Here is a 20377-nt window from a genome sequence, read left to right on the forward strand (position 1 = left end):
GCATTATATTGGCTTCGTGTCCCACTTCAAATCCTCTGGCCTGATCGTCATTAACTCCTGCTTTGCGGGAACCGAGCTTGCATAATGCGTTAGCAGACGAACGGCTTGATACCTAATCGCCTTTTCAATCGAATTTCTAACATATCTGGCATTGCTAAATGAAAACATCGTGCTTTGCTTCTCCTGCATAAGATGCTGCCTTAATTTAAATACGGTCTGAGGCATCAAAATATAGTCGCGGTCCTTAGCCATCAGCTCGCTAATTTGAATTAATTGATCCACCGAATAATCCGGAAACTCGATCTGGATCGGGAAGCGTGAGGGAAGCCCTGGGTTAGTCAGCAAAAAATCATCGATTTCTGCAGGATAGCCGGCAAGAATGAGCACAAATTGGTTTTTGTGATCTTCCATGGCTTTAACGAGCGTATCGATAGCTTCCTTCCCGAAATCCTTCTCTCCCCCGCGCGCAAGGCTGTAGGCCTCGTCAACAAATAGGACGCCTCCAATGGCTTTTCGCACGAGATCCCGCGTCTTCTGAGCAGTATGCCCGATATATTCGCCTACAAGATCCGCACGCTCCACCTCGATCAAATGTCCCTTTGTCAGTACGCCCATCTTTTGGAAGAGCTTCGCTACAATGCGTGCAATGGTCGTTTTCCCCGTACCGGGATTACCCTTAAAAATCATATGATACACATGAGAGCCGCCAAATAATCCTGCTTCCGAACGCATTCGGCTAATATATAGCAGCGCGTATATTTCATAAACAAGTGATTTCACGTTTTCCATGCCGATCATCGGCTCTAGTTCTTTTTGAATATCGGCATAATGATCCACGCTAGGCAGCGGCTTCACAGCGGGAAGCGGATCCGCCTCCAGTGCATGAGCCGATGCACCTGTCTGAAATGTTTCTTGGCTTCTAAGGACCACATTAATTTGACGGGAAGGCCTTGCGGAGCCATTTCCGGGTCCCGATATGACGTGTCCACTCATCTGTCGCATCACCTATCCTTTGCATCGAAAGCTGTAGCGGCTGACCGCACTACAAGTTTATTCTACCTTGCAGCTGCATATTAGCAGATTTACAGCGACGAATCCGAAGGAGGAAATCCAAAAGTATGGAGAAGCGAATCAAGCTTCCATTTGGTGAATGCCAGTACTTCACGGGACTCGTTGTATACGGGATTCAGCACTTTGGATTTTGTAGCGGCCACCTGCAGCGGCGAAAAATCAAGCTTTTTTGCGATCTCCTTTGCTCTCGCTGCATGATAATCATGCGTGATGACAAGAAGCGTCCCCAGCTTGTTCTGCTCTGCTATCTTTTTGCTAAAAGCTAGGTTCTCATACGTGCTGGTTGATTTTTCCTCTAGCAACAGCTTGTCAGCCGATATACCTTTTTCAATAAGATAGTCGCGCATACCCTCTGCTTCCGTTTTTGTTGCTCCGTTCGCATCCAGACCGCCTGACAAAATCAGCTTGTCCACTATGCCTTCTTCATATAGCTTTAAAGCGAATTCCAACCGTTCTTTCAGCGCCGGACTGGGCAAATCATTCCATAAAGCAGCTCCGAGCACAATACCCGCATCTGATTTAATCAGAGGCTTATCTGTCTGGTAGCCATTAATTAACCATAATAAATATCCGCACCAAAACACGCCTGCACATATGATCCAGGCAACAACACGAAACAAAAGCAGCCACGGACGCCTTTTTCTTGATCGTTTACGTGAGCTGCTCCTCCTACCTGTTGCCGTATTCATGATTCGCTTAATTCCCCAGTTCGCTCAAGTAAGCTTTTCCGATGTTTGAGACTCAGCGTAAAATACCGGAAACGCCCATTTCGAATGCTTGAAAGTAATTTCCCTGCCGTTTTGCGGGCTAATGCTACATCTTTGCCGTTGACGTCACCTGATCTAAGCGCATCCTCCAGCTCATCTTCATCCATAAGGAATACTTCCCCGCTAGGCAGCACAACGACATCTAAATATAGATCATCGAACCAAGGCACCTGCTGATCGGTTAAGCCTTGTGTTTTGCATACATCGATATACCATTGGACGACGCGTCCCTTATCATCGAACATCGTCGTGACGACAAAATGCTCGCCTCTTGGAAAATGCTGCATCCACAAGTATCCGCGATCAGCCAAACATAGTTTCCGTCCGTTATATTCCTTCCATAACGGCTCACGCAATTCATGAATCCGATAAAACGTAACGAGGCCTTTGAACTCCTCGCCGTCAAGCGCTAGGCATGAATAGCTTTTGCGCAAGATACGCCGCCAGTTGGCGCGGTCTGAAAATTTTCTCTTCATACGGAACGTACCTTTCCGTTCAATTGGGAAAAGCTTGCATGAAACCTGCACCGCTCTTCTCGGCTTTGATTTAACTGTGTGTGCCATACATCAACGACAGTTGAAATTTACCTATAAAAAAAGATTACCATATCTTAACGTCCATCTCCAGCTGACAGACAAAATAAACCAAGCTCTATGCTGGAAAATAAAAAGAATACCACCCCAGAGGGCGGTATTCTTCTTTATTTCTCTAAAATTTCAATCGAGTTGATGATGATTTTCTCAGATGGCAGGTTATTTTTCATCGGAGTCTTTGCGATGGCCTGCACGATATCCATGCCGCTCTCCACCTTGCCGAAAATCGAATAATTTGGCTCTCGGTTCAAGTTTTCCGCGTCAGGCCCCGTGCAAATAAAAAACTGGCTGCCACCCGAATTGGGTTTGCTGGCATTAGCCATGGCTACAATGCCTTCTTCGTATTTCATTTCCGTGCTGAGCTCATCAGGTATGGAATACCCTGGCGTGCCAGTCCCATTCCCCTTCGGATCACCGGTTTGGATCATGAAGTCCTCAATCATATTATGAAAGGTGAGTCCTTCATAAAAACCTTCCCGGGCCAGAAAAACGAAATTATTAACGGTGACTGGAGCTTCGTCCGCAAACAGTTTTACCGAAAATTCGCCTTTTGTCGTTTGAAACTTGGCCACATACGATTTGTCCAGATCAATTTGCATATCAGGCATCTTGTCCCAGTTCATCGTCTTGGCAAAAGCTTGTGCACTATTCCCGCCACTCACTCCCGATCCATTCTTGCCGCAGCCTGCTAGCAGCATAATGACTGCGACCAGAATCAATAGAGAAATGGTTTGTGCTGTCCTTCTTTCTGTCATTGCTAACCACCTGTTCCTTGCGTATTGCCGCCGGTTTCAGTGTCTCCTAGTGCATTCGTGCTGTTATTTGTACCAAGGCCGTCATCAGGTGTCGGCGTTGGAATCGGTTCGCCCGTTCCATTGCCGGCCCCAGGATCAACAGTCTCTTCTGGCTCCGTACCGTCTGTCGGGCTTGGAAACGGTGAAGCGTCATCGCCGTCTCCATCGAGAGGAGGCGTGATTTCACCGCCGTCAGGATCGACTGGATCCGGTTCCATCGGAATATCCGGAATGATTTCCGTTTCCGGAATGACAACCTTAATTTTCTCGGAAGGTGCACTTTCTTGATCATTTTCAGCATCATAGGCAACGACATAATATTCATACGTCATTCCCGGGAATGCGCTCATATCGTCTACCCCTGTAGAGGTCAGGGAATCGACGAATCGGATAAATTCACTCTCCGAAGCTTCCTTACGGAAAACCTGGTAGGTAACATTACCATCTTGGAACGGGTCCCAAGACAATTGAACCTTCATCTCTTCCGGAATGAATACCGCATTAAAATTCGTTATTGCTGCCGGCGGCTTATCTTCTTTAATGCCTTGCGGTTTGTTAAAGCTTGATTCCGGTACGTTTTTCATGGCTGGCTTCATTACCTTGGAGAACATCGCTGCAGCTTGGCTGCTGCCAGTCTTCAAGTAGTGATCCATGTCAGTCCTATCGTATCCCATCCATACGGATGCTGTCCACTCCGGCGTATAGCCAACAAACCAAGCATCCTTCACGCCGTCCCCGCGGAAGCCTTTAATCCCGTGCTGCGTCGTTCCCGTTTTGCCTGCTAGCGTACGGCCGATCGCTGCCTTCGTTCCCGTACCGCCCCTTTGAACTACAGTTTGCATCATCTCCGTCAAATAATAAGCAGTCTCGGCGGACATCAGCTGCTTGGCGGCAGGTGCTTTGTAGGTATAAGAATTATTCGATTTTCCATCAATCTTGCGAATCGAATGCGTATCAACGGACTTTCCGCCATTAGCGAAAACACTGAATGCTGTCGCCATCTGTATAGGCGTTGCTCCGTTTGTTAAGCCCCCGAGAGCCGCTGATAAGTTACGATCATTATCAACCAAATCTATGCCCAGTTTAGAGGAGAAAGCAAAACCCTTTTTGAGGCCGACCTGATTCAGCATCCAGACGGCAGCCAGGTTCCGTGAATCCTTAATGGCCTGCGTCATGCTGACCGGGTTCGCTCCCCACCTGTCAGTCGGACAATAATCTCCGTAACATTTCTTGTCGTTAGCAAGAACGGTCCATGGGTAGTATTGGCCTGACTCAAGCGCTGGACCATAAGCTATAATCGGCTTGAAGGCTGAACCCGGCTGGCGTTTTACCTCAGCGCGATTCAAACCTTTCTTCACATAATCACGTCCGCCGGAAATGGCTTGAATCGAGCCGTCACGGTGATCGATAATAATCATCGCGCCTTCTACCTGCTGGTCATCTTTGCTCTTCTCGAAATTATCGTCGTCGTCGAATTGAACATCCATTGCGTCTTGCGCTTGCGTGTTAAGCGTAGTATAGATTTTGAAGCCGCCGATTCGAAGTTCTTCCTCTGACAGCTTCATAACTTCCGTCGCTTCTTCCACCACATAATCCACGAACGCCGGGTATTTATCCGAGTTGCTTTCGTTATGATTTTCTGGAATTTCGTACACGACCGCTTTTGCCTTCTCCATCTCGGCTGCCGTAATAAAGCCTTGATCGAACATGAGCTTCAGAACAACCGCTCTACGGTTCATCGAATCTTCCGGATGGGCGATTGGATTGTAACGGTTAGGCGCCTTCGGCATGGCGGCAATCGTTGCGACCTGCCAAAGCTCCAGCTTATCAAGGTCGGTGTCAAAATAAAATTTCGCAGCCTCCTTAACGCCGTGAACCCTTTTCCCGAAAAATATTCGATTCAAATACATCGTCAATATCTCGTCCTTCGAGTACTGCTGCTCCAGCGCAACAGCGATCGAAGCCTCTGTCGCTTTACGGAAAAACGTTTTGTCTGCCGTTAGGAATACGTTTTTTGCTAATTGCTGCGTTATGGTACTTGCACCTTCTACGGCGCTTCGTGCGATAACGTCCTTGACAACCGCACGGCCGATTGCGAATAAATCAATGCCTGAATGTTCATAAAACCGCTGATCCTCTGTTGCCACTATCGCGTTAAGCAATTGCTTCGGAATTTCGGAAAATTCGGCAATTTCACGATTTTCATTCGGATCGGACAATCTTGCAATCTCTTTGTCATTCACATCGTAAATGATGGATGCTTCACCAAAAACCAGCTTATTAGCGTTCTCGGTCAATACTCGCTCACCGTTCAAAATAATGAGCAAGTAACCGATAACGCCGCATATTATTGCGATTACCGCCGTAAAGAATAATCCATAAAACCATTTACGCCCCGATATTTTTTTCTTCCTCTTTTGTTTTGGTGCAGTCTTGCTGCGCGGTCGTTCAGCCATAGCCGACTCCCCTCCTGTTGATCCAATATTCGTCTATTTTATCTTTCCCACGAAATGAAAAGAGCAACCCAGCTTGGAGCGGGTTGCTCTTGCATGCCGCTATCTAGTTAAACGTTACACGTTATTAGAAAGTTTCACTAAGTGCTCTAGCCTATGAATCTGAAGCGTTATGATCCTGCTGCATAAGAGAAACATTTCGTTGCGGGGTAAACGTCGAAATAGCGTGTTTATATACCATTTGTTGGCGACCTTCGCTGTCAATAATAATCGTGAAATTATCGAACGCTTTAATAACGCCCCGAATTTGGAAGCCATTCATTAAAAAAACCGTAACCGGTATGTTGTCTTTGCGAAGCTGATTCAGGAACGTATCTTGAATATTGATCGATTTGTTCATTGGACGTTACCCCCGTCTTAAAAAGATTGATTAGAAGTATATTCAAGATTAACTTGAAACTTTCCTGCTATTATAGCATGAACGGTTTGCAAATTGTTGTGAAAATTTTCCCCCATGTCGATCCAATGAATGTCATTCATATGGCGAAACCATGAGAGCTGGCGTTTGGCAAACCTTCGCGTATCTCTTTTGAGTCGCTCTACCGCTGCTTCCAGCGTGCAATCCCCGCGCAAATAATCCGCGATTTCCTTATAGCCAAGACCCTGCATCGCGACTGCGGCAGGCGGCACATCCCTATTCAGTAGCTGCCTCACCTCATCTACTAATCCTTGCTCCATCATCTCATCTACCCGCTGCTCTATTCTACGATACAACTCCGCACGGTCCATAGTCAAACCGATAATGCAAAGCTCATAGGGAGACACCTTCGTTTGGCCTGCCTGCTGCTCGGAAAAGGTTTGACCTGTCATATGATAAACCTCTAGCGCGCGAATGACGCGTCTCAGATCGTTCGGATGCAGTCTCTCCCCCGCAGGAGGATCGATAGCTGACAGTCGTGCGTGAAGCGCCTCTGCGCCTTGTTCAGTAGCAAAACGCTCCTGCTCCTGCCTAAATGCTTCATCCGAGCCGATCTCAGCGAACTGAAATTGATAGCAAACGGATTCCACGTAAAGACCTGTACCGCCAACAATAAAGGGAAGCTTCCCCCGCTCGGCAATTTGCGAAATCGCTTGTGTCGCGCCAGCTTGGAAATCAGCTGCGGAATAAGGGACTTCCGGCTCAGAAATATCGATGAGATGATGCGGTATGCCTTCTCGTTCATCGAACGGTAATTTGGCTGTACCAATATCCATACCCCGATAAACCTGCATGGAATCGCCGGAAATAATTTCAGCATTCCAGGCTTTAGCAATATCAAGGCTCATCCGCGTTTTCCCTACCGCAGTGGGGCCTATCAGAACCAAGAGAGGCTGCTTACGCTGCGGCAAATCTTCTTTTTCTTGCTTTAAAATATTGGAATCCTCACTCAAAGCTGTATCACTCCATATGCAATTTTCGATGTGTTCACATGCCTGCGTTCGAAGCCAAGACGGGCAAACTCCCCGCTTGCTTGATGCTCCTTAAGCACTACCGTTTTAGTGGCAACACGCTTTGCCTGCTCGATGACTTCATTGGATAATGCGTCCATGTTCGCGATCGCACGAAGAGGCTCCATCGAGCTCGATTCATTTATCGGCTGCCTGAACATCGGGTCGAAATACACGATATCCGCACTTTTATCAGGTAATCCAGTTAAATAATCCAAATGATTCATGCATTTCATTTCTATGCGTCTCATTGCTTCATCCACATCCGCTAGACTGGTCCGATAACCAGCCAGACCTTCGCGAACGATTGCGCATAACACAGGCTCGCTTTCGATTGCAGTCACGCTACCCTTAGGTCCAGCGGCATAAGAGAATACAAGAGAATCCGAGGCAAGGCCGGCCGTGCAATCAATGACTCGGTCACCATCCTCGCAGCCTGACAACTGGATAAGCGGATCCGTTTCGCCTCGGCGAAGCCGTTTCACCCGCACAAATGCCATGCTCGGATGAAAATAAAGAGGTGTCTCCGACTGTCCATCATAAAATCGGACTACTTCCTCGGTCACAACGATCAGTTTTTTATCTTGGCTGAGCGTTAAAAGCTTCGAGACTGTTAAATTCCCGCGAGCTCTGAGAGGGCTTGCTAATTCTGCCGCCAGTCTGCCGGCTTGCTCTAGCGCCCTGGCAGAAGGCTTAGACGTCGTTGTAACGATCACGACATCACCCGCTTGAACATTTTCTCCAGCTGATAGGTCGATAGATGCACGATAATCGGACGACCATGCGGACAGGTATAGGGCTGCTTGCAATTCGCAAGTCTTGCCAGCAGGGTTTCGCCTTCCTCGCGATTCATCCGATCATTCGCTTTGATCGAAGCCTTACACGAGCACATGATAGCCGCCTTCTCGCGAAGCTTGCCGATATCAATCGATTTTCTCTCCGCAATTAGCAGCTCTGCCATCTCCTCAAGCAGGGCTTGCTCTTCCCCCTGCGGCATCCATTCCGGATAGGAACGAACCAGAAACGTCTGTGCGCCGAAAGGCTCAAGCTCAACGCCTGCCTGTGTAAATAGAGGGATAAGCTCTCGAAGTTGCGAGGCCTCTCCCGTCGTAAATTCAAGCGTCAACGGAACTAGCAGCTGCTGGCTTGCGGCCTGAGGATTTCCAAACTTTTGATAATAATATTCGTAATTGATCCGCTCATGCGCGGCATGCTGATCAATGAGATACAAGCCATCCTCTGATTGTGCAACAATGTAAGTACCATGATGCTGACCGATCCAGTAGAGTTCCGGGAAAGCAGGCTCGCCGTTAGGCGCGTCTTCGTCTGAAGGAAGCTGTGCCACAGGAGCCTCGGTAATGGAGGTTTCCGATGGAATGTCTGCTTTAGCTCCTGCCTCGTCAGCAAACGGTTCTCCTGCGATCGGTTCATATTTCGAATCAGGATCAAGCACTATCAAATCCGAAGCGGCAGGAGCGGCTTGCTCCCAAGCTCCGGCAGTCTCGCGAACAGCCATTTTCTCCGCATCCACCGAAGCCGGCGGCGCATACAGCTTTTCAGCCGCGTTCCGAGGTACGTACTCCCGATCAATGACCGGCGGCTTATACGCAGGCGAGGAACCTTTATTCGTTTGGGTTGGTTGAAAAGGTTTAAATGCTTCCGCAATCGGTTCCGGCCGGTGGAATGATATGGCATCCTGCACGAACAGCGGTTTGGAGCGCTCCGGCTTAATGCTTGATTCAGGGCCTGGAATATGTCGCTCGCGTCCGAGTACGGCTCTTATGGCATCCTCGATCATCGTGCGAAGCTCCGGCTCTTTACTGAATCTGACCTCCATCTTGGATGGATGAACGTTTACGTCCAACAGGCTGGGATTCATCCCCAGCTCCAAGATCACAAGCGGATACCGGTTGATTGGCAGGAGCGTATGATAGGCTTGCAGCAAGGATTGATTGATCGTATGGCTGCGAATATAACGACCATTCACAACAGCCGTAATCCCATTCCGGTTAGCGCGAGTAAGCTCTGGTTTCGAGATATAGCCGCGGAGCTCGTAATCCGAGGTTTCTGCTTCAATTGGAAGCATCACCTTCGCCGTATTGGAACCATACACAGCTGCGATCACCTGCAGCCTGTCTCCTGATCCGAGTGTGCGCAGGAGGACATTGCCGTTATGCTTAAACGTAAAAGCGATGCCGGGATGGGCAAGCGCAATCCGGTTAATATAGTCGGAAATATGACCAAGCTCTGTTTGAATAGCCTTCATGTATTTTAAACGCGCTGGTGTATTATAAAATAAATCTCTTACGGTCATTTCCGTTCCTTGCGGCGCGTTTGCCGGTTCGTCAATGGTCACCTTTCCGCCTTCGATTACGATCCGCCTTGCCAGTCCTGATGAAGTATCGGATGACATGCACTGCAGACGGGAAACTGCCGCGATACTCGGCAGCGCCTCCCCACGAAAGCCAAGGCTCGCAATGCGAAAGAGATCGCTGCTCGTCGAGATTTTGCTCGTAGCATGCCGTTGAAACGCTGTAACGATATCAGAAGCCTCGATGCCGTAGCCGTTATCGATCACCTTAATAAGGGACAAGCCGCCTTCTTCAATCGAAATATCAATGGTCGTGCTGCCTGCATCAACCGCATTCTCCACAAGCTCTTTCACGACCGATGCCGGCCTCTCGACCACCTCGCCGGCCGCGATTTGGTTGGCAAGCTGCTCGTCCAGCACTTTGATTTTTCCCATGAGGTTAACGTTCCCCCTTTCGTTATGCTAATTATTTAATTTACTTTTCATATCATTCAGCCATTGCATCGCTTGCATCGGCGTGAGGTTAAACAGATCCAGCTTGCGTAATTGCTCCGCCAGCTGTTCAGCTTTTGGACTAGCTTTCTTGCGAGACGGTTCAGCTTCGCTTGCGGCAGCCGGCTCATCAAAGATGGAGAGCTGTATGATGCCTTGCGACTCTGCTGCCTTTTGGGGCTGCGCCTTTTCTTGTGTTAAAAACGATGAAGACTGATTATAAGAGATTGAATTTGAAGCAGGCTTTGGCATATCCGGCGCATGGGTCTCATCAAGCAGCTCATAGGCCCTTCCGATGATCGACTGCGGCAAGCCGGCTAATTGAGCGCAATATATGCCATAGCTTGTGCTTGCAGCGCCGGGTATGAGCTTTCTTAGAAATGTTACATTATCGCCGCTTTCTTCTACTGCCATACGCGCATTTGTAAGCGACGGCAGGGATTCCTCCAGATGCGCAAGCTCATGGAAGTGAGTCGATACCAGCGCCTTGCAGCCAATATGGTGGTGAACATATTCAATGACCGCCTGCGCAATCGCCATTCCTTCTCCGGTCGAGGTTCCCCGTCCAAGCTCATCAATAATAACGAGGCTGTTTGCAGTCGCCTTCTCCGTCATAATCTGGATATCCTTCATTTCGACCATAAATGTGCTTTGTCCGCCAATAAGATCATCCGCAGCGCCGATTCGGGTGAAAATACGATCGATAAGCGGTATGACCGCTGCCTTTGCAGGAACGAAACAGCCCATTTGAGCCATGATACAAATAAGCGCTACTTGGCGCATATAGGTGCTTTTGCCGGCCATATTGGGACCGGTAATTAGAAGCATCCACTGCTCGTCCTTGTGAAGCGAAGTACCGTTCGAAATAAACGGTATCCCGTCCATCATCGCCTCTACGACAGGGTGCTTCCCTTCCTCGATGCGCAAATCAAAGGATTCGGTTACTTTAGGACGAGAAAAACGACGCTCTGCGCTGACTGTGGCAAGCGATTGGAACACATCAAGCTCCGCAATAATCGCTGCAGCCTTTTGAAGCCGGTGCAGATGAAGCGATAAGTGGTCTCTCAGCTCAACAAAGCGTTCATACTCCAAATCAACCATTTTATCCTCGGCCTCAAGAATCAATCTTTCCTTCTCTTTGAGCTCAGGCGTCACAAATCGTTCGGCGTTGGCCAGCGTTTGTTTTCGCTCGTATCTTCCCTCAGGGAGCGATGACAAGTTCCCTTTCGATACCTCTAGGTAGTAGCCAAAAATACGGTTATATCCGATTTTTAAGTTTTTAATGCCCGTAGCCTCGCGTTCTTGCCGTTCAAGCTCAGCGAGCCACTTCTTTCCGTTTGTGCTTGCTTCGCGCAATTGGTCCAAGTAAGCATCGTAGCCTGCCCGAATAAGCCCGCCTTCCTTAATGTTTACAGGAGGCTCGTCAACGAGCACGGTCTCGATAAGATCAGCGAGATCCGAGCAATCATCCGTCCCCTCTACGAGCGCCTTCAACACTTCAGAGCCTGATTGCTCGCACAATGCTGTCAGCTGAGGAATACGGCGCAGCGAGCTTCGCAGCGCGTTGAGATCGCGCCCGTTCGCGCTGCCGAATGCCACTCTGCCTACCAATCGTTCGAGATCGTATATGGGCTGCAGCTCGGAACGAATGTCATCTCTTAAAATCAAGTTGAGATACAACGTTTCTACCGCATCCAAACGAGCTTCAACTGCTGCGCTGCTTAGCAGCGGCTTGTCGATCCAGCGGCGAAGGAGCCGAGCCCCCATTGAGGTTTGCGTTCGGTCGAGCAGCCATAGCAGGGAGCCCTTCTTGCTGCGGTCGCGTACCGTCTCGGTAAGCTCCAGGTTTCTTCTCGTATAATGATCCAAAATCATATATTGACTGGGTTCATAGCTCGTGATTGTTCTCACATGCCCAAGCGAACGTTTTTGGGTTTCGTCCAAATACCCCGTAAGAACGCTCACAGCCAGCAGGCGGGCACCAGAAATTTTAGCTATTTCTATTTCGCCGAACTGCTCAAGAAGCTTATCCGCTGCCATCGGCTCGCGCGCCGTGAGAAGCAGCTGTTTGTTCCAAACTGCGGAAGCTTGGACGAGATCAAGCAGCTCTCTGTCGCCTACCAGCTCAGAAGGCTGATATACATTGATCTCGTCAATAAGCGCTTCTACATGCTCCGGAAATGATGTGACATAGAGCTCACCGGTCGATAAATCGCAGGCGGATAGTCCAAACATTCCACCGACTCGAACAATCGCCGCGATGAAGTTGTTCGAGTTGCCGTCAAGCGCCTTCGACTCCATGACTGTTCCAGGCGTAATAATCCGGACGATTTCTCGGCGAACAACGCCTTTCGCTGCTGCCGGATCCTCTACTTGCTCGCATATGGCTACTTTATAGCCTTTATCGACAAGCCGGCTTATATAATTTTCTGCGGAATGGTAAGGTACACCGCACATCGGAATTTTTTGCTCGCCGCCGCCCTCTCGTCCCGTAAGCGTAATTTCCAGCTCGCGCGATGCCGCTATCGCATCCTCAAAAAACATCTCATAAAAATCGCCTAGCCGAAAAAATAAAAAAGCGTCCTTCGCTTCTTCTTTAATTGCAAGATATTGCAAAATCATTGGCGTATATCCAGCCATTCCGAACCTCCTCAAAAGCGTATACAGTGTGATGGTATATAGGGAATTCACTATTTAATGTCATTAAATACGAGAGCGCGGGTGAAAAATGATTGCCGCTCAGGCAGTAAACATCAGATATTCATTATAACAAGCGGAACAGATGTACGCCATAAGCGAAGTGAATAAGGCCATAACCTGCCTGTTTATAGCTGAACAAAGCTGAAGCTGTCCATTGGTGAAAAAGTTCATTTCTAGGATATATATGGCTGTAATAAATCACATTGTTGATAATTGATGCTCACGAACGTTCGTTCTATTATTAGGCTAACATCATGGTACGGAGGTGATTACACATGGATTTGAATGAGTTTAAAGACCTTTGGGAAACAGCGTGTGAAAGGCGTATACCATATCCAAAACGTCAACAGTTACCACAGCCGCCTGAAAAAATGGATGGACCGCGGCATAAAGCTTTTTCTAGTTGAGCTAAACAGGCAGTTTAGTTTAATAAGGAATGGTATAATTCCTATTTAAGGTCAGTTGAATAGGAGAGGTAATTATGGATTATTGCGAAAAAATGCGAGAGATGATTGGAAATGCTCCACTAATTATTATGCGACCAAGTGTAGCGATCATTAATCATTCAGGTGAAATTTTACTGAATCGATACATAGGTGGAACCTGGGGTATTTCTGGTGGCATATTACAGTTAAATGAGTCTGTTGAGGAGTGTATTAAACGAAATGTACAAAATGATTTAGGAATTAAGTTAAATACATTACGGTTATTTGGTGTCTATTCAGGCAAGGAATTAATTAATCGTGTTGAGGAAAGTGGCGATGAGTATCATACTGTTGCAGTAGGGTATTTATGTACAGACTTTGAAGGTAATCTTACAACTGATGAAAATCAAGCAATTGAAGCCAAATTTTTTCAATTTGATCAATTACCTGAAGAAATAGATCCTTTTATTAAGAACAAGTTAGTTGAACTAAAAGGGCAAATTGAAAAAATGAATTTCCCTAATTGAATTAACGGAGAACGATAGCAAAAACCGTTCTTCTTTTGAGAGCGGTTTTTCTATGGTCAAATATCAACATTATGATTTAACATAGCATAAATTTAAAAAAACAAGATTGCCTGTGCGAATGCACGGACAATCTTGTTCGAATTCGTAGGCGGTTATGATCTCTTATTCCTAGATCAACCATCCAGGTTGCAATGCGTTTCCGGCAGCCTAAATAGGCAGACGCCATTTAATTCGTATATCGGCTCGCTCATCCCATGTCGTCCCGCGCCTTGCTGCCTCGAGCAGCGGCTCGATGTAAGGCGCCAGATCGGTAAAGCTGGCAGTGGCCGAGAGGGACTCGGCCACCCCTTCCAGGCAGCCAGCCAGCTCCGAACGGTCGCCGCTGTAATACGCTTCTACATATCGCTCATCGAGAGCAGGTATGTAGGAGAGGTGCTGCTCCTCTCGCGCGCAAAGCAGGACAAGCGCGAAGGCCGCTTTGGCCGCTGCAGGCGAGACCAGCCAGCTCGGCAGCGTCCGGTATTCGAACCCGCCGTGCGGCTGCTGACGGAAGTCACCGAGCGTTCCGTACCTTGGACGGCGTGCCCGCCCAGCGGGGTCCTCTACAAGCGCGAGCGGGAATGCCGCGAAGCTGTCGAGCAAGCGGAGCAAGCGGCCCGTTAGCGGCGCTCCGCTGAGGTGGATGTGCCCGCCGAGCGCCAGCCCCGGCACGGGCATTGCTCCGGCGGCCCAGCGCAAGGCGGGGTCGCTGATGCGGTCGGCGGCGCGCTGCAGCAAGCGCCGCAGGTTCGCGGCGAGCGCGGCCGGATCTTTGGCCGGCTCTGGCCGAAGCTCGGCGACGGGATAGAGCAGCCGTCGCCCGACGAGCAAAGCGTCGGAACCGGCCGCCCCGCCGACGCCGGCTCCAAAAAAACGCGACGCCGAAGCGATCTTCCCTTCCTTCGTCACAAGCACAAACTCCGGATCGGCGCCGATAAGCAGCTGCCGACCCGCAGTCCCCGTTCTCGCCGCGTCATGCCACGCGGCGAATCTTCGCAGCGCTGCCGCCTCCAGCCTCGTATCCCTCAGCTTCGGCCAAGCCTCGCGGACGGCAGTGCGCCCGTCCCCGCCTAGCGACACCTCGGCCTCGCCGATATCGAGGCCAAGTGCATACAGCGCTGCTGCCGCTGTTCGCGCCACTCTCCGCAGAGCCGGATCCTCCGGCCAGCCCCCGGTTCCCTCGGGGAGCAGCGGCTTCCCATGCATCATTTTACCTGCGGCATCTATGCGAAGCATCTCTACCGGCTCCAAATTCACAACGCTCACGCGAAAAATCCGCTCGCTTTCAAGAGGAGGGCCGCCGCATAAGCCAGCACGCTTCCATATTCTCAGCTTCTCATTAAGAGGCTTCTGCCCGGCAATTCGGCCGTTCACATTCAGCACCCATGCTCCATTAAAGCGACTGCAGTCGATCATACGGGCATCTGACCATGCCAGAACGGCGTCTCCTGCCTTCACTTCCGTCCACGGCTCGGCAAAAAGCGGCTGACCGCCGCGTTCGCCTGAGATAAGCGGTTTTTTTTCATTATAAGCAATTTTTTCAAGCCGATCGTAGCTGCCCCGCCATATCCACGTCGAAGCCATCACTGTTTCCCGCCTTTTTACGATCCAATATAGTGAAATTTCGTACCTTTAAATATTTCCAAAAAAAAGAGGGCTTTCGCCCTCGAATTTGCTGCTCGCGCAGCATATGATACCTTGACAGCAAAGCTTCCCGGCTTGCTTACAACTCGTCGTCCAGCAAATCTGGATCCAAATCCTCATAATCCGCATTGCCGAGGCTGAACTCCAAATCCTTGCCGTCCAGGTCGTCGCAACCGCCTGGAAGAACCGCTACGCAAACCTTAGTCTCGGCAACAAGCTCCACCGAAAACTCACGCTCTACACGAACCACGACACCGGAACCGTTCGAAGAGATATTCGCTTCGATACAGTTCGGCTCCTGAATCACATCGGCTGACACTTCCACAGTAGATGGGCGATGCTTAGGATCTACATAGGAAAGATTGACATGCTCGACGTAATGCACGGATTCCTTAGCTACGTCTGTTTGCGAGTTTTTGCTGTACGAATACCAAATGTTGATATCGTAAGTACCAATTACCTCAATGCCGTCGCCCGAACGAACCGCTTCATATTGATGGTTAATTATCCATGCTCCGAGAATACTGGTCGGATTATGAGGCGGCGTTACGGTATGGGTTACAGTGGAAAACTTACGACCTTTGCCGCAGACAGCCTTCGTAATTATTTCTCTGTACTGGAGCTGCTTATCTGCAATAGTCATTGATTTAACCTCCTCCATACAATCATTCATTTAAAGTGTATGCAGGACATTCGTCTAGGGTGACTGTTTATTTTCTCGAAATATAAGATTATATAAGTTTTTCTACTTATAGGCATCCATATAGATCTCTGCGGAACGTTGCTAGGCCGCCCGAGGTCGGAATTAGCCGTAACGCTTGAAATATAAGAATACATAAGTCTCACACTTATACCGATACTTATATTTCTCAGCTAAACGTATGCTGCGCCGAAATAGTGCCACAGCCGTTTACGCTTGAAATACAAGATATTATAGGCTTCCTCCTATAATTACGCTTGAATTTCCACGCGAAACGAAAGCTGTGTCTCCCATTGTCGTCACAGCCGTTTACGCTTGAAATACAAGATATTATAGGCTTCCTTCCTATAATTACGCTTGAATTTCCACGCGAAACGAAAGCTGTGTCTCCCATTGTCGTCACAGCCGTTTACGCTTGCCTTCGCAACGAATTTTTCCCTTTACATTCTATGGCTGAAGTTCGGACAACATGACTTTTCTTTTTTTTAGCCGCTTGGCAATGCTCAAATACCGCTCCAGCTCACGGAGAAGCATCAGCAGCGATGCACGGATCTCAAACTCATCCCGCGTTTTCGGAAGCTCCATCGCTTTAAATGATCGCGATAGTTTATGCAACCGTTCCTCAACGGTGCCTTCATATACATCTGATTTCACATCGCTCGAAAGCTGGTCAAGCAGATCGGCAATCATGACGGCTTGCGGAAATTTCTGATAAACGAATGCGAGCTCGACGAGCATCTGCTGCACCGATTCAAGCTGCTGCCGTCTCATTTCGAAATAACTGGACCAATAATGCTCCTGGCCCCACAGCCTGTTCTCACGATTGCGAACGGAACGCTGCGCGCCTTCTTCAATCGCGCTGTAAGCCTCCAGTATTTCGCCGCCGTTCCATATATGCGATGGATTTCGAAGCGTGAATGCCATCTCTTGAAACATGATGCCAAAGCTTTGTTCAATCGATGACCGATAAGAGCTCAGCTGATGCTCATCCTTCGGCATGTAAATGATGTTCACGATCGTTGCCCAGCCTAAGCCGGCAAACAGCAGCAAAATTTCATTGCCGATAATATCCGTTGTCACCTCAGCCCGGTTAAACAAATGAAAAACGATAACCGAGCTCGTGACGATGCCGTCTTTTAACTGAAATCGCGACAACACGGGAAAGGTGATGAGAATAAATACAGCCACTGCCCAAATATGAAAGCCGAATAAGGTAAAGATAAGCGATGCAAAAAAAAGTCCAAGCACCGAGGCGACAAACCGCACGAAGGCGCTTTTAAGTCCTTTCATCCGCGTCACTTCAACGCCGAGAATGGCAAGAATCCCGGCGCCAAGAGGCGGCTCCAAACCTAGATATACAGCGGTATAAATAGCTGCGATGGCGGCTAACGCCGTTTTAATGATACGAATGCCCATGAAATAACCTCGCGAACCGTAGGATTTGTTCCTACATCCTACCGCTCCCGCCAGCCCGCCGTCAACCGTCGTTCAAGCGCGGCGACGAGCTGGTACATCACGGTCGCTACGACCGCAATTACAATTAAACTGGATAGCACCAACGTGAAATTAAAGACCTGAAAGCCATATATGATCAAGTAACCAAGGCCTAGCTGAGCAACAAGGAACTCGCCGACGATCACGCCAATCCATGCTAAACCGACGTTGACCTTCAAGGTGGAAATAATCACGGGAAACGAGCCCGGCAGGATAACAAGCTTGAACAATTGCAGACGGGATGCACCAAGCAGTCTAACCACCTTGATATAGCCGGAGTCTATTTCTCGGAACCGGTTGTATATATTTAAAGTTGTAATAATGACCGTAACCGATAAAGTAATTGCTACTATCGACATGAAGCCCGGGCCCAGCCCGACGATAAAGATCGGACCAAGCGCTACCTTCGGCATACTGTTTAAGACGACCAGATAGGGATCGAATACGCGCGATAAAAAAGGAAACCACCATAATGCAGCCGCAATCGCTGTCCCCAGCACCGTTCCGAGCAAAAAGCCAACAACCGTCTCGGTCACCGTCATGCCAACATGCGGCCAAATGGAACCGTCAGCCATCGTCTTCCACAGCTGGGCTAACATCTTAGAAGGATAACTGAAGAGCAAGGGATCGATCCAATCATTGCGGCCGGCAGCCTCCCATAAGCTCACAAAGAAAAGGAGCAGGATCATTTGGGTCACTATGACGGCAGCGGTAACCCGGCGCTTTTGACTTTTATAGCGGGCATGCAGCTCCCTCATCCAAAAGCGGCGCCCCTCCTGAATATCCAATCGTTCTGCGATGATAGGCGCGGCAGCTTCCCGAGGATCCGGCTTCCTTGGCTCATCCACCCTGCTCACCCCCTTCGTTGTCTTCCTTATCCAGCTCAAGCCATAATTGTTCAAACAGCTCTTGGAAACCTGGAAGCTTCCGAGCTGCCATTGGCGATGCAAGACGAACATCTTCAGGAATTACGACCTCGCGGCGTATATGACCAGGATTTCGTCCCAGCACGATGACACGGTCACTCATTGCAGCCGCTTCAGCCAGGTCATGTGTAACGAGTACTGCGGTTTTGCCTAGTCGCTTCAGCGTCTGATGGACTAAATCCTCAAGCTGGAGCTTGATATGCAAATCAAGCGCGGAAAAAGGCTCGTCGAGCAGAAGCACCTCCGGCTCCGTCGCCAGCGTCCTTGCAAGCGCAACTCTTTGGCGCATTCCGCCTGAGAGCTCATGCGGATATTTCCGGCTCGAGTCCGGCAGCCCGAGCTCATTTAAAAGATCTTCTACTGCTTGCAATGCCTTTTCCGTTTTCCGTCCGCTAACTTCAAGACCGATTGCGGCATTTTCTTTTATCGAGCGCCATGGAAACAAATAATCTTGCTGCAGCATATAACCTACCTTCGGGGAGGGGCCAATAACCCGCTCCCCGTTTAGCAGTACTTGACCCTTAGTTGGCGGAAACAAACCGGCGAGCAAACTAAGCACCGTCGTCTTGCCGCAGCCGCTGGGCCCGACCAAGCTAATAAACTCCCCGCGTTCAACCGTCAGCTCGATACGTTCAACCGCGAGTGAGGCTCCCTTATCATTCACATAAACATGGGATAACTGCTGCAGCTCAAGCACCGTTTCATTTCTCATGCCCAAGCCTCCCTTTCTTGCATGCGGGTTATTTCACCGTTTCGATGGCTTTCTCCGCAAAACTTGTATCGACAAGCTCGCTATGCTCCGTCCGTTTTTCAAGCTCTCCTGCCGTCGTAATCACATCAAGGAGATTATTCCATTCCGCTTCATCAATAATCGGATCCGAAGCGAACGAACCTTGCTTTTTATAACGATCAATGGAGCTGATTAAAATATCCCGGTCAACATTTTCAAAAAACGGAAGTACAGCATCTGCAATTGCCTCAGCATTGTTGCTCTCTACCCACAGCTGTGCTTTATGGATGGCATTCGTGAACGATTGCACCGTTTCTTTGTTTTTATTGATATAGCTTTGCTTCGCCATGAACACGGTATAAGGAAGATGGCCGCTCTCCGCGCCAAACGAAGCCACGACATGACCTTTGCCTTCCTTCTCAAAAATCGAAGCCGTCGGCTCGAACAGCTGCACGTAATCGCCTGTGCCCGATGCAAATGCTGCTGGGATATTGGCAAAATCCACATTTTGAATAAGCTCCAAATCCGCTTGTGGATCGATGCCTAATTTCTTCAATGCGAATTCGCCAGCCATCTGCGGCATGCCGCCTTTTCTTTGTCCGAGAAATACGCTGCCTTTAATTGAGTTCCAATCAAAGCTTTCATTCGCTTCCCGTGCCACAAGAAAAGTGCCATCGGTTTGCGTGAGCTGCGCGAAATTAATGATCGGATCATCCGTACCTTGCTGATAAACATAAATGGAAGTTTCAGAACCAACCAGCGCGACATCGATCGCATTGGAGAGCAAAGCCGTCATGGTTTTGTCTCCGCCAGACGTTGTAGTCAGCTCCACATCCAGTCCTTCCTCCTCAAAGAAGCCCTTAGCTACTGCTACATATTCCGGGGCATAAAACAACGAACGCGTTACTTCTCCGATCCGGACTTTAACCTTCTCGGAATCTCCTTTGCCGCAGCCTGCCAGCACAGCTGTCATGATGAGCACTACCGATAGCAGCAGCGACAATAATATACGTCTTTTCATTTTCGAGTCCCTCCTGCGCATATGCGTTTAATAAATGTACTCCAGCCTATGCGTATAAGGCATGGGCGGTGAATGGGAACAAAAAATCGAGTAGGCCTATGCGCATGCGCATAGGCCTCTCACAGATCCGGACATGCGGGTCGTCGCATCCGGCTCCTCCAGTGATTATCCCCTCTGGGGATGAAGTTCCTTGTAAATAGCA

17 protein-coding genes are annotated in these 20377 nt (G+C 49.1%); 1 reads left to right on the top strand and 16 read right to left on the bottom strand.

Annotation, left to right across the window (positions count from 1 at the left end; all coding sequences use genetic code 11):
• Window positions 1-3: 3 nt before the first annotated feature.
• The 10 genes from RCO25_RS04550 to mutS form a co-directional block, all read right to left on the bottom strand.
• On the bottom strand, window positions 4-993 hold the full coding sequence (locus tag RCO25_RS04550) for an AAA family ATPase (RefSeq protein WP_308994942.1): 990 nt from the start codon (window positions 991-993) through the stop codon (window positions 4-6).
• Between the two features lie 89 nt (window positions 994-1082).
• Window positions 1083-1760 carry a YdcF family protein gene (locus tag RCO25_RS04555; RefSeq protein ID WP_308994943.1) on the bottom strand — a complete coding sequence of 226 codons (678 nt, stop codon included), beginning with the start codon at window positions 1758-1760 and terminating at the stop codon, window positions 1083-1085.
• Entirely contained in the window at window positions 1757-2314 is a 558-nt protein-coding gene (locus RCO25_RS04560; protein WP_308994944.1) for a ribonuclease FAU-1 family protein, read from the bottom strand. Before RCO25_RS04560 ends, RCO25_RS04555 begins: the two co-directional genes overlap by 4 nt.
• Before the next feature lie 224 nt (window positions 2315-2538).
• Complete coding sequence (locus tag RCO25_RS04565; RefSeq protein WP_308994945.1) at window positions 2539-3186, bottom strand: peptidylprolyl isomerase; 648 nt, start codon at window positions 3184-3186, stop codon at window positions 2539-2541.
• A 2-nt stretch (window positions 3187-3188) separates the two neighbouring features.
• Window positions 3189-5681 carry a PBP1A family penicillin-binding protein gene (locus RCO25_RS04570; protein WP_308994946.1) on the bottom strand — a complete coding sequence of 831 codons (2493 nt, stop codon included), beginning with the start codon at window positions 5679-5681 and terminating at the stop codon, window positions 3189-3191.
• Window positions 5682-5832: 151 nt separating this feature from the next.
• Window positions 5833-6078 (bottom strand): RNA chaperone Hfq, encoded by a 246-nt coding sequence (gene hfq / locus RCO25_RS04575; RefSeq protein WP_308994947.1) that lies wholly within the window; start codon window positions 6076-6078, stop codon window positions 5833-5835.
• 17 nt (window positions 6079-6095) lie between these two features.
• Entirely contained in the window at window positions 6096-7109 is a 1014-nt protein-coding gene (miaA, locus tag RCO25_RS04580; protein WP_374992058.1) for a tRNA (adenosine(37)-N6)-dimethylallyltransferase MiaA, read from the bottom strand.
• The gene (locus tag RCO25_RS04585) at window positions 7106-7882 is read right to left on the bottom strand and encodes a class I SAM-dependent methyltransferase (RefSeq protein WP_308994948.1); all 777 of its coding nucleotides are present in this window, start codon (window positions 7880-7882) and stop codon (window positions 7106-7108) included. Before RCO25_RS04585 ends, miaA begins: the two co-directional genes overlap by 4 nt.
• Complete coding sequence (gene mutL, locus RCO25_RS04590) at window positions 7879-9912, bottom strand: DNA mismatch repair endonuclease MutL (protein WP_308994949.1); 2034 nt, start codon at window positions 9910-9912, stop codon at window positions 7879-7881. The genes RCO25_RS04585 and mutL overlap by 4 nt, the downstream gene beginning before the upstream one ends.
• 27 nt (window positions 9913-9939) lie before the next feature.
• Window positions 9940-12609, bottom strand: coding sequence for a DNA mismatch repair protein MutS (gene mutS, locus RCO25_RS04595; RefSeq protein WP_308994950.1), 2670 nt, complete (start codon window positions 12607-12609; stop codon window positions 9940-9942).
• 541 nt (window positions 12610-13150) lie between these two features.
• Between mutS and RCO25_RS04600 the strand changes: the two genes are divergently transcribed.
• Window positions 13151-13621, top strand: coding sequence for an NUDIX domain-containing protein (locus RCO25_RS04600; protein ID WP_308994951.1), 471 nt, complete (start codon window positions 13151-13153; stop codon window positions 13619-13621).
• 207 nt (window positions 13622-13828) lie between these two features.
• Here the strand turns inward: RCO25_RS04600 and RCO25_RS04605 are convergent, their stop codons facing one another.
• From RCO25_RS04605 to RCO25_RS04630, 6 genes are all read right to left on the bottom strand, one after another.
• Complete coding sequence (locus RCO25_RS04605) at window positions 13829-15244, bottom strand: putative amidoligase domain-containing protein (protein ID WP_308994952.1); 1416 nt, start codon at window positions 15242-15244, stop codon at window positions 13829-13831.
• Window positions 15245-15383: 139 nt separating this feature from the next.
• Window positions 15384-15947, bottom strand: a complete 564-nt coding sequence (locus RCO25_RS04610; protein ID WP_308994953.1) for an outer spore coat protein CotE — start codon at window positions 15945-15947, stop codon at window positions 15384-15386.
• A 504-nt stretch (window positions 15948-16451) separates the two neighbouring features.
• Window positions 16452-17420 carry an aromatic acid exporter family protein gene (locus RCO25_RS04615; RefSeq protein WP_308994954.1) on the bottom strand — a complete coding sequence of 323 codons (969 nt, stop codon included), beginning with the start codon at window positions 17418-17420 and terminating at the stop codon, window positions 16452-16454.
• 38 nt (window positions 17421-17458) lie between these two features.
• Window positions 17459-18256 (bottom strand): ABC transporter permease, encoded by a 798-nt coding sequence (locus RCO25_RS04620; RefSeq protein ID WP_308994968.1) that lies wholly within the window; start codon window positions 18254-18256, stop codon window positions 17459-17461.
• A gap of 82 nt (window positions 18257-18338) precedes the next feature.
• Entirely contained in the window at window positions 18339-19136 is a 798-nt protein-coding gene (locus RCO25_RS04625) for an ABC transporter ATP-binding protein (RefSeq protein WP_308994955.1), read from the bottom strand.
• Window positions 19137-19164: 28 nt separating this feature from the next.
• Window positions 19165-20175, bottom strand: coding sequence for an ABC transporter substrate-binding protein (locus RCO25_RS04630; protein ID WP_308994956.1), 1011 nt, complete (start codon window positions 20173-20175; stop codon window positions 19165-19167).
• Window positions 20176-20377: the final 202 nt, after the last annotated feature.

Origin of the sequence: Paenibacillus sp. LHD-38, from assembly GCF_031157315.1 — a bacterium.
GTDB lineage: Bacteria > Bacillota > Bacilli > Paenibacillales > Paenibacillaceae > Pristimantibacillus.

Bases quoted from the DNA above. Each gene is read 5' to 3' on its own strand.
- RCO25_RS04550 (WP_308994942.1), bottom strand. From the start codon at position 993: ATGAGTGGACACGTCATATCGGGACCCGGAAATGGCTCCGCAAGGCCT.
- RCO25_RS04555 (WP_308994943.1), bottom strand. From the start codon at position 1,760: ATGAATACGGCAACAGGTAGGAGGAGCAGCTCACGTAAACGATCAAGA.
- RCO25_RS04560 (WP_308994944.1), bottom strand. From the start codon at position 2,314: ATGAAGAGAAAATTTTCAGACCGCGCCAACTGGCGGCGTATCTTGCGC.
- RCO25_RS04565 (WP_308994945.1), bottom strand. From the start codon at position 3,186: ATGACAGAAAGAAGGACAGCACAAACCATTTCTCTATTGATTCTGGTC.
- RCO25_RS04570 (WP_308994946.1), bottom strand. From the start codon at position 5,681: ATGGCTGAACGACCGCGCAGCAAGACTGCACCAAAACAAAAGAGGAAG.
- hfq (WP_308994947.1), bottom strand. From the start codon at position 6,078: ATGAACAAATCGATCAATATTCAAGATACGTTCCTGAATCAGCTTCGC.
- mutL (WP_308994949.1), bottom strand. From the start codon at position 9,912: ATGGGAAAAATCAAAGTGCTGGACGAGCAGCTTGCCAACCAAATCGCG.
- mutS (WP_308994950.1), bottom strand. From the start codon at position 12,609: ATGGCTGGATATACGCCAATGATTTTGCAATATCTTGCAATTAAAGAA.
- RCO25_RS04600 (WP_308994951.1), top strand. From the start codon at position 13,151: ATGGATTATTGCGAAAAAATGCGAGAGATGATTGGAAATGCTCCACTA.
- RCO25_RS04605 (WP_308994952.1), bottom strand. From the start codon at position 15,244: ATGGCTTCGACGTGGATATGGCGGGGCAGCTACGATCGGCTTGAAAAA.
- RCO25_RS04610 (WP_308994953.1), bottom strand. From the start codon at position 15,947: ATGACTATTGCAGATAAGCAGCTCCAGTACAGAGAAATAATTACGAAG.
- RCO25_RS04615 (WP_308994954.1), bottom strand. From the start codon at position 17,420: ATGGGCATTCGTATCATTAAAACGGCGTTAGCCGCCATCGCAGCTATT.
- RCO25_RS04620 (WP_308994968.1), bottom strand. From the start codon at position 18,256: ATGAGGGAGCTGCATGCCCGCTATAAAAGTCAAAAGCGCCGGGTTACC.
- RCO25_RS04625 (WP_308994955.1), bottom strand. From the start codon at position 19,136: ATGAGAAATGAAACGGTGCTTGAGCTGCAGCAGTTATCCCATGTTTAT.
- RCO25_RS04630 (WP_308994956.1), bottom strand. From the start codon at position 20,175: ATGAAAAGACGTATATTATTGTCGCTGCTGCTATCGGTAGTGCTCATC.